Source organism: uncultured Dokdonia sp. (assembly GCF_937910895.1).
Taxonomy (GTDB): Bacteria; Bacteroidota; Bacteroidia; order Flavobacteriales; family Flavobacteriaceae; genus Dokdonia.
Genome location: NZ_CALEMI010000040.1, coordinates 95336 through 104519, shown reverse-complemented (window position 1 = coordinate 104519; position 9184 = coordinate 95336). Strand labels below are relative to the sequence as shown.

Here is a 9184-nt window from a genome sequence, read left to right as displayed (position 1 = left end):
TGAGTTTTTTAAACTATCTAAAATGACTTTACTTCCTTGATGGAAAAAAAATATTTTTATATCTTTTTTTTTTATTTTTGAAAGTTTTAAAAGTTTCTCAATATTTTTTGGAATATTTGCTATTGTAAACATAAATATTTTAGCACCATTCATAAATAATTTTATTTTTTTTTTATTTATAAAGCCAGATTTGGATGCTCCATTTTCTACTATTAAATCTTTGATTTCAACATTTTAAAAATTAGAGTAATACTCTATTTTAAAAGGTGACTCTATTTTTAGAAAAGATTGCTTTTCTTTCGACTATATGATTTCTCATTGTAGGTTACTTACTACTTAAAATTAATTAATGCGGTTGTTTTTTAAACGTTCAATTCTCAATGTTCAACACCAAACACTCAATATCCAAATAAAACCTGTAGCATCCGACACCCAGTATCCATCAGTTAAAAACCTGCTGTATCGGATTTTATACTCCTATAATTATTGATGATGATACGGTTCTCCCTTTGGAGAATTTAGATAACAGAAAATTTATTTAAAAATGTACAGAAAACTACATTTTTAAATAACAGCTACCCTAAATATAGAGAAGAATGAATAGACAATATCATTAGGTTATTAGTTATTGATGATGATACGGTTCGCCCTTTAAGATGGTAAAACCTCTATATAACTGCTCAGTAATAAAAAGACGCACCATCTGGTGACTAAACGTCATTTTTGACAAAGCAATTTTACCTTGGGAGGCTTTGTAAACCGTTTCAGAAAAACCATAAGGTCCTCCTATGACAAGAACAAGCGTTTTATAACCCCCATTCATTTTTTTTTGTAAGTATCGGGAAAAGCCAACACTATTCATTTCTTTTCCGTTTTCATCCAAAATAATCAAATGATCTTGTGAACCTACCTTGGAAAGAATAAGCTGTCCTTCTTTTTCTTTTTGTTGGGATTCGCTGAGGTTTTTAGTATTCTTAATATCAGGGATCACCTCCAGAGAAAATTTGATATAATGATTCAAGCGTTTGCTATATTCTTCGATAAGCGCTAGTAAACGCTTATCATCTGTTTTTCCTATACAAAGCAATTTGATATTCATTCTGTGAAAATACTAATTCTTGTTATGAAAGTAATTAGTTTTTGGCAATCTGTTGAGGGGTTGAGGAATTTTATGAATGTGTTTTTTAGACAAAGCGATCTTTTATTCCTTTTCTTTTGTCTATAAGCAAAGCATCTATGAATTGATGAGTTAAAAGTATTTTATATTTTACTTTATTAAGAATAGTTTTTATAAGTTTCGTATTTCGTATTTCGTATTTCGTATTTCGTATTCGGTATTTGTAAGGCTTTGCTTATTTTTACATAAACTAAGGATATATGATTTCTCAAGCGCAATTTGATCAAGAGGTAAAAGGTATCATTGTCAATGCCATACGGGAAGATGTAGGTGATGGGGATCATAGTTCGTTAGCCTGTATTCCAGCAACAGCTATGGGGAAGGCAAAATTATTAGTAAAAGATAAAGGGATTCTTGCTGGGGTAGCTTTCGCGAAAGCGGTATTTGCCTATGTAGATCCTTTACTACAAATAGAAGAGCGTATCCCAGATGGAAGTCGTGTAGCTTATGGTGATATCGCATTTTATGTTTCTGGTCCTTCACAATCTATTTTGAAAGCAGAACGCCTTGTGCTTAATGCCATGCAGCGTATGAGTGCTATTGCCACAAAGACTGCTTTTTTTGTCAACTTATTAGATGGTACTAAAACACAGATCTTAGATACTCGTAAAACCACACCTGGTATACGTGCACTGGAAAAATGGGCCGTAAAAATAGGAGGTGGAGAAAATCATCGATTTGCACTGTATGATATGATTATGCTTAAAGATAATCATATTGACTTTGCAGGAGGTATTACACAAGCGATCCAGAAAACAGTTGCCTATCTCAAAAAAACCAATCGTGATTTAAAAATTATTGTAGAAGCACGTAATTTAGAAGAAATTGATGAGATTTTGCAAAGCCATACAGATGTGTATCGGATCCTTATAGATAATTTTAATTATGAAGATACCAAAGAAGCAGTACGACGTATTGGTGATTTATGTCTTACAGAATCGTCAGGAGGAATTAATGAAGAAACCATACGAGAATATGCTTTGTGTGGTGTAGATTATATTTCTAGCGGAGCACTGACGCACTCTGTATATAATCTAGATTTAAGTTTGAAAGCTGTATAATGTCAAAAAAGCTAGGAGAAAGATTAAAGCATTTTACACCTTATAAATACCTTGTAGGTATTCTTAATAGAATTGTACTGCCTGGTTTTGAAGGGATGACATTATTTCATCTTATAGAAGCGTATGTAATAGGTATTTTTAGGGGCACATTAACTTCGAGAGCAGGATCTATAGCATATAGTTTTTTTATGGCAATATTTCCAGCCTTACTGTTTTTATTAAATCTTATTCCTCTTGTTCCTATCGCTGAATTTCAGGATAAATTTATGGTATTTATTCATGATGTTATACCGAGACAATCATTGGTGTTTTTTGAACCTGTGTTTGATGATATCTCGCAAAATCCAAGAACAGGTTTATTATCTTTTGGAGCTATATTTGCCTTAATCTTAATGACCAATGGTGTTAATGCTATCTTCAGTGGTTTTGAAGGGTCTTTTAATGTACATATCAATCGAGGTTTTTTAAGACAATATTCCGTTGCATTGGGCGTTGCTATTGTTTTGGCATTGTTGTTGGTAACCATGGTAACGGTATTAATATATTTTGAATATGTACTACACATGTTAAGAGATAGAAATATGATGAGTGATCGCACTGATGTTACTTTAGTCTCTATAGGAAGTTATGTTTTTTTTGTTAGTATGATATATACAGTCGTGGCAACATTATATTATTTTGGAACAAAAGAAGGAAGGACTAGTAAATTTTTCTCTCCAGGAGCATTGATGACAACTGTGCTTTTTATGCTTACAACCTACCTATTTGGTATTTATATTGATAATTTTTCCAATTATAATGAGTTGTATGGCTCTATAGGTGCTCTTTTAATCATGATGTTATATATTTGGCTTAATTCAAACTTACTATTACTAGGATTTGAATTAAACGCAGTGTTACAAAAATTAAAAATGAATCAAAACCCTCAATAAATAAATTATGAGAAATTTTATGTTAGCCTTAGTGGCTGTTTTTAGTATTGGATTTGCAAACGCGCAAACGAAAGTAGGAGATGCAACACTTCCTAATCAAATGACTATCGAAGGTACAAACCTTATACTTAATGGTGCAGGAATGAGAGAGAAAGTAGTATTTGATCTCTATGCAGGAGGATTATATCTTCAAACTAAAAGTAGTGATGCAAAACGCATTATCAATGCAGATGAGACAATGGCTATGAAACTAGATATAGTTTCTAAACTTGTTTCTAGTAAGAAAATGAAAAGCGCTGTAGATGATGGATTTGAAGCATCTACAGATGATAATATTGCTCCATTAGCAGACCGAATAGAGAAATTTAAAAGTTTTTTTAGTGAAGAAATTGTAAAGACCAACGTGTTTGATATTGCTTATATCAAAGGACAAGGAACTGTAGTCTATAAGAATGGGACTAAAGTAGGTGTCATTGAAGGATTGGACTTTAAGAAAGCATTATTTGGAATTTGGTTAGGAGAAGACCCAGCAGACGACGATCTTAAAGAAGGCATGTTAGGAATTGATTAACTTTTGTTTTTAGATAATAAATCGGTAGGCTTAAATAAAGTCTACCGTTATTTTTTGCAAAATTTGTAATTTTTGAAACTGATGAAGATTAGACAGACTGTAGTATATATCTTATTCCTTACGCTCGCTATGCAAGGTTTTGCGCAAGAAGGAACTATTTTTGGAAAATGGAAAACAGTAGATGATGAAACCGGAGAGGCAAAATCTACGGTAGAGATTTATAAGAAAGGAGATAAAGTTTTTGGGAAGGTAGTTGCTATCACAGATCCAGATCATCAAAACGAAATCTGTGATAAATGTGAAGGAGAAGAAAAGAATACTCCTATTATTGGACTAGAGATTATCAAAAATCTAGAAGAAGATGATGGAGAATATTCTGGTGGAACTGTTTTTGACCCAGAAAAAGGAAAGAAATATACCGCCAAGATTTGGCTAGATAAAAAAGATCCATCTATTTTACATTTACGAGGGTATGTTGCGATCTTTTACAGAACTCAAGACTGGATTCGCGTAGAATAGTACTAGTAAAATAATTATTTCAGTGAAAAACCCCGTAGAAATACGTGGGTTTTTTTTGTGTATAAGTATTAGATTTGAAAATTAGTAATTTTTTTTTACTAAATTGACAATGAAAATATTTATTAACTAACACTAAAACACACACAATTATGAATCCATTTATTGGCGAAATCGTTATGTTTGGAGGTAATTTTGCACCAAGGCAATGGGCGTTCTGTGATGGGCAGTTATTGGCTATATCTTCAAATACGGCCTTGTTTTCTATCTTAGGAACTACCTATGGTGGAGATGGCAGAACTACTTTTGCATTACCCGATTTAAGAGGGAGAGTTCCTATTCACCCTGGACACGGCCCCGGACTATCTACATATAGACTAGGAGAGCAAGGAGGAAAAGAACAAGAAGTTCTTACTATTGCTACAATGCCTACGCACAATCACATTGCAGCAAGTGATACTACTGGACATGTAGGAGATAATAATAATGAGGATGAGCCTGACGGGAACTTTGTAGGTACTGGCCAAATATTTAGTTCAGCAGCAGCTGCTGGAAGCACGCTTAGTGGAGCCGCTGTAACAACTGCTAACACGATGTCAAATACGGGTAGTGGTCAAGGGTTCTCAATTGTTGAGCCTTTCGGTACCGCCAATTATATTATAGCACTATTTGGAGTATATCCATCTAGAAATTAATATACAATTCAACCAATTTACTAACAACACACAAAAAACAATATATTATGGATCCATTTTTAGGAGAAATTAAATTATTCGCAGGTAACTTCGCACCAAGATCTTGGGCGTATTGCGATGGACAATTATTAGCTATAAGTCAGTACTCAGCACTATTTTCTATATTAGGAACTACCTATGGAGGGGATGGTAGAACAACATTTGCATTACCAGATTTAAGAGGTAGAGCAGCCATTCATCCAGGGAACGGACCTGGACTAAGTACTTATCGTTTAGGACAAAGAGGAGGACAAGAACAAATTCACCTTACTATCAGCAACTTACCTTCTCATAATCATACAGCTACTTCTGCAACAACGGTAAACGTAGGGGATAATAATAATGAAGATGAGCCAGACGGAAATTTTTTAGGTACTGGACAGGTATATAGCTCAGCCGCAGCAGCTGGAAGTAAATTAAGTGATAGTGCAGTAACAACAGCAACTACGATAGGAATGAATGGAGGACAACAGCCATACAGCAACTTACAACCATTTTTAGGAGTACATTATATCATAGCACTACAAGGAGTATTCCCAAGTAGAAACTAAGAATAATAGTAATTCAATCAATAGAATTGAATATGTATAAGGGAAGCGACTTTTGGGTAGCTTCCTTTTGTTTTTAGTAACATCTTAAACTTTGTTTATAAATCTCATTCAGATTCGATGAGATCATCTGACTTACTTTGTATTTTCGTCTATATTTTAAGATTGGATGCCATACTTTATAGACGTCATACTCCCAATACCTGTAGAAAAAGCTTTTACGTATAGTATTACAGAAGCCGAAGCAGTATTTTTGCAACCAGGAATGCGGGTAGCAGTTCCTTTTGGAAAATCAAAAGTCTATGCCGCATTAGTTAAAAAAATACATGCACAACCACCTACATTATATGAAGCCAAAGAAATAGAACACATTCTTGACGAGACGCCTATCGTCACTCAAAAGCAATTTGAGTTATGGTCTTGGATGGCTTCGTATTATATGTGTACAGAAGGTGAAGTCATGAGAGCCTCTCTTCCTAGTGCCTTTTTATTGGAGAGCGAGACTATTATTAGTTTGGAGCCTAGTGTACAGCTTCAGGATGAAGATTTGCAAGATGACGAGTTCTTAATTTATGAAGCCCTTCAACATCAATCTGTTATCAAGATACAAGAAGTGATGGATATTTTAGGCAAACGTAAAGTATTGCCTACCATCAAAAAATTGTTAGATAAAGGCGCCATATCTGTTCAAGAAGAGGTGTACGAGCGATACAAACCTAAACTTGTCACATTTGTTCAATTACATGCCGAGTATAAGGAAGAAGCTGCCTTTAATGAGTTGCTCGATACCTTATCAAGAGCTCCAAAACAGCGCGAACTCTTACTTTCTTTTTTTTCGCTTAAAGCGAAAACCAATAAACCCATCACTACAATAGCATTACAAAAAGCGGCAAATGCATCGTCTTCACAGTTGAAAGCACTCATCGAAAAAGGAGTATTTGAAACCTACCAAAAACGAAAAGATCGCATAGAATTTGAAGGGGAAATTAATACCACAAAAACATTAAATATCCATCAAACTACGGCGCTCTCTCAAATAAAAGAAAGCTTTGAAATCCATAATGTATGTTTACTTCATGGGGTTACTGCCTCGGGTAAAACAGAAATATACGTATCCTTAATTGAAGAGTTATTACATACAGGGAAACAAGTTCTATACTTACTCCCAGAAATTGCATTAACCACGCAATTAATAGGACGATTACAAAATTACTTTGGAGAAAAAGTAGCTGTTTTTCATTCCAAATACTCTGTGCATGAACGTGTAGAAGTATGGAATAATGTACTACATCATGCATTAAAAGCACAAATCATTATCGGTGCTCGTAGTGCGATGTTACTTCCATTTCACGACATAGAATTAATTGTTGTAGATGAGGAACACGAGAGTAGTTTTAAACAATACGATCCAGCACCACGATACCACGCTAGAGATACTGCTATTGTATTAGGATATATGTTTCAGGCAAAAGTGATACTTGGGTCGGCCACACCTAGTATAGAAACGGTTTATAATGCCAGACAAGGAAAATATGGATCTGTGTATTTAGGACATCGGTATGGTGATATTTTGATGCCTGAAATCAATCTTGTGGATATAAAAGAAAAGCAACGCAAGAGAGAAATGACAGGACATTTTAGTGATATCTTATTAAGGGCAATCACAGATGCACTTGCTTTAGGAGAGCAAGTTATTTTGTTTCAGAATAGGAGAGGGTTTTCTCCTGTGTTGGAATGTAAAACTTGTGGACACGCTCCACAATGTCCTAATTGTGATGTAAGCCTTACCTACCATAAATATAGAAATCAATTGCGATGTCATTACTGTGGTCATCACATTGCGATGCAATTAAAATGTATGGCATGTGGAAGCGCAGAATTAACCACCAAAGGCTTTGGTACAGAGCAAATAGAGGTAGAGCTTAAAGAACTATATCCAGAGCATAAAATTGCCCGTATGGATTCTGATACAACAAGGGGAAAGTATGGGTTTGAAAAAATAATTACTGCTTTTGAACAGGAGGAGATCGATATCCTTGTAGGAACACAAATGCTGACCAAAGGGCTTGATTTTAGAAACGTCACCTTAGTGGGAATTCTGAATGCAGATAGTATGCTGAATTTTCCAGATTTTAGAGCGCATGAACGAAGTTACCAATTGATCGCACAAGTTTCAGGTAGGGCAGGTCGAACAGAAAAACAAGGAAAAGTATTAGTACAGACCTACAATCCATATCATCAAATTTTACAACAAGTTTCTGCCAATAAATTTGATGCTATGTATGAAGAGCAATTGGAGGAACGACGTAATTTTAAATACCCTCCTTTTTATAGATTGATTCGTGTTACTTTAAAACATCGCGATTATCAAAAGATAGAAGAGGCTAGTATTTGGACGGCAAAAGCCTTGCGTCAAGTATTAGGAGCAGATGCTGTTTTAGGGCCAGAAACACCTCCTGTAGCACGTATACGCAATCAATACCGCCGTAATGTGCTCATTAAAATTAATAGAAAACAAAACCTAACACAAATCAAAGGACTTATAGGTAGAGTGCAAACAAGTTTTAAAGCCATACCGCAATATCGAAGTGTGCGTCTTATTATAGATGTAGATTGTTATTAGTAAAAAACTGTTTTATAAAGTCTTAAAGCCCCATACAAAATAGTTAGTTGAACTAATCTCTCTTTTTCAGTGGAATCTATGGTTTAATACCTCTACCCTTGGCTAGATTATTAGGATTCAGGTCTTGATTTGGGTTGTAATACCTTTTATTAAGATTCGTTTTATATTGAATCCTAGATGCTGTTGTTCGCTTTCGCGAAAGCATATAAAAAAATAATTCCTCTGGAAAAGTGTTTTGGAAATATAGCGTATAAAAAAATCCACTCGATGTGAGTGGATTTTTTATGATATATTATAGAATTGATTTAAGCAGATAATGCTTCAATTAATTCAGTTTTCTTGTGACGGCTTAACGGTATTTTTTCCCCATCAATCTCTATATTTCTACTGTTGTATTTATCTACTTTATCAATGTTGATAATGTACGATTTATGAATACGCATAAAACGCTCTGGCGGTAATTGCGCTACAAAGGATTTCATAGTAGCAAGAACTACAATAGGGTCGTGGACTGTAACAAGTTTTACGTAATCACCTAATGCGGTTATGTATTTTAACTCATTAAGCATTACTTTTTTCTTCTTTAGATTACTCTTTACAAAGATGTAATCGTCATCATCTACAGCACCTTCTGTTTTTAGTTTATATAAGCTTATAGCTTTATAAACTGCATTTGTAAATCTATCTTTTGTGATAGGTTTACGTAAATAATCAATGGCATTATAATTAAATGCTTTGTAAGCATACTTTGTTTTACCAGTAACAAATATAATTTGAGGCTTGTGGATAAGGTCATCAAGCAAGTCAAATCCAGATAAAATAGGCATTTCGATATCAAGAAAAATAAGATCTACTTTTGTTTCAAGCAAACCATTTTTTGTCTCTATGGCATTATTGTATTCGGCTACGAGTCGTAAATTAGGGTGATCACTGATCATTTTTACGATCGCAAGGCGTTGTAGACTCGAGTCGTCAACAACAGCGCAATCTAGAATTACTCCTTCCACAGTCTTTAATTTAAA

The 9184-nt window shown here is 34.3% G+C and carries 9 protein-coding genes; 7 read left to right on the top strand and 2 right to left on the bottom strand.

Annotated elements, in window-relative coordinates; genetic code table 11:
* Positions 1-625: 625 nt before the first annotated feature.
* Complete coding sequence (gene rlmH, locus Q0505_RS04790; protein ID WP_299209587.1) at positions 626-1099, bottom strand: 23S rRNA (pseudouridine(1915)-N(3))-methyltransferase RlmH; 474 nt, start codon at positions 1097-1099, stop codon at positions 626-628.
* Positions 1100-1377: 278 nt separating this feature from the next.
* Here rlmH and nadC point away from each other — a divergent pair, with 278 nt between their 5' ends.
* The 7 genes from nadC to priA all read left to right on the top strand — a co-directional run bounded on the left by nadC (position 1378) and on the right by priA (position 8162).
* The gene (gene nadC, locus Q0505_RS04785; RefSeq protein WP_299209584.1) at positions 1378-2238 is read left to right on the top strand and encodes a carboxylating nicotinate-nucleotide diphosphorylase; all 861 of its coding nucleotides are present in this window, start codon (positions 1378-1380) and stop codon (positions 2236-2238) included.
* Positions 2238-3170 carry a YihY/virulence factor BrkB family protein gene (locus Q0505_RS04780; RefSeq protein WP_299209582.1) on the top strand — a complete coding sequence of 311 codons (933 nt, stop codon included), beginning with the start codon at positions 2238-2240 and terminating at the stop codon, positions 3168-3170. The genes nadC and Q0505_RS04780 overlap by 1 nt, the downstream gene beginning before the upstream one ends.
* A gap of 7 nt (positions 3171-3177) precedes the next feature.
* The gene (locus Q0505_RS04775; RefSeq protein ID WP_299209580.1) at positions 3178-3741 is read left to right on the top strand and encodes a chalcone isomerase family protein; all 564 of its coding nucleotides are present in this window, start codon (positions 3178-3180) and stop codon (positions 3739-3741) included.
* Between the two features lie 81 nt (positions 3742-3822).
* Positions 3823-4260, top strand: coding sequence for a DUF2147 domain-containing protein (locus tag Q0505_RS04770; protein WP_299209578.1), 438 nt, complete (start codon positions 3823-3825; stop codon positions 4258-4260).
* Between the two features lie 149 nt (positions 4261-4409).
* Positions 4410-4952 (top strand): tail fiber protein, encoded by a 543-nt coding sequence (locus Q0505_RS04765; RefSeq protein ID WP_299209575.1) that lies wholly within the window; start codon positions 4410-4412, stop codon positions 4950-4952.
* 47 nt (positions 4953-4999) lie between these two features.
* Positions 5000-5542: a tail fiber protein gene (locus Q0505_RS04760; RefSeq protein ID WP_299209572.1), complete on the top strand. Its 543-nt coding sequence runs from the start codon at positions 5000-5002 to the stop codon at positions 5540-5542.
* Between the two features lie 166 nt (positions 5543-5708).
* Positions 5709-8162, top strand: coding sequence for a primosomal protein N' (priA, locus tag Q0505_RS04755; protein WP_299209569.1), 2454 nt, complete (start codon positions 5709-5711; stop codon positions 8160-8162).
* Positions 8163-8467: 305 nt separating this feature from the next.
* Here the strand turns inward: priA and Q0505_RS04750 are convergent, their stop codons facing one another.
* Positions 8468-9169, bottom strand: coding sequence for a LytTR family DNA-binding domain-containing protein (locus Q0505_RS04750; RefSeq protein WP_089373490.1), 702 nt, complete (start codon positions 9167-9169; stop codon positions 8468-8470).
* Positions 9170-9184 lie beyond the last annotated feature (15 nt).

Coding starts and splice junctions, on each gene's coding strand:
- rlmH (WP_299209587.1), bottom strand. CDS start 1,099: ATGAATATCAAATTGCTTTGTATAGGAAAAACAGATGATAAGCGTTTA.
- nadC (WP_299209584.1), top strand. CDS start 1,378: ATGATTTCTCAAGCGCAATTTGATCAAGAGGTAAAAGGTATCATTGTC.
- Q0505_RS04780 (WP_299209582.1), top strand. CDS start 2,238: ATGTCAAAAAAGCTAGGAGAAAGATTAAAGCATTTTACACCTTATAAA.
- Q0505_RS04775 (WP_299209580.1), top strand. CDS start 3,178: ATGAGAAATTTTATGTTAGCCTTAGTGGCTGTTTTTAGTATTGGATTT.
- Q0505_RS04770 (WP_299209578.1), top strand. CDS start 3,823: ATGAAGATTAGACAGACTGTAGTATATATCTTATTCCTTACGCTCGCT.
- Q0505_RS04765 (WP_299209575.1), top strand. CDS start 4,410: ATGAATCCATTTATTGGCGAAATCGTTATGTTTGGAGGTAATTTTGCA.
- Q0505_RS04760 (WP_299209572.1), top strand. CDS start 5,000: ATGGATCCATTTTTAGGAGAAATTAAATTATTCGCAGGTAACTTCGCA.
- priA (WP_299209569.1), top strand. CDS start 5,709: ATGCCATACTTTATAGACGTCATACTCCCAATACCTGTAGAAAAAGCT.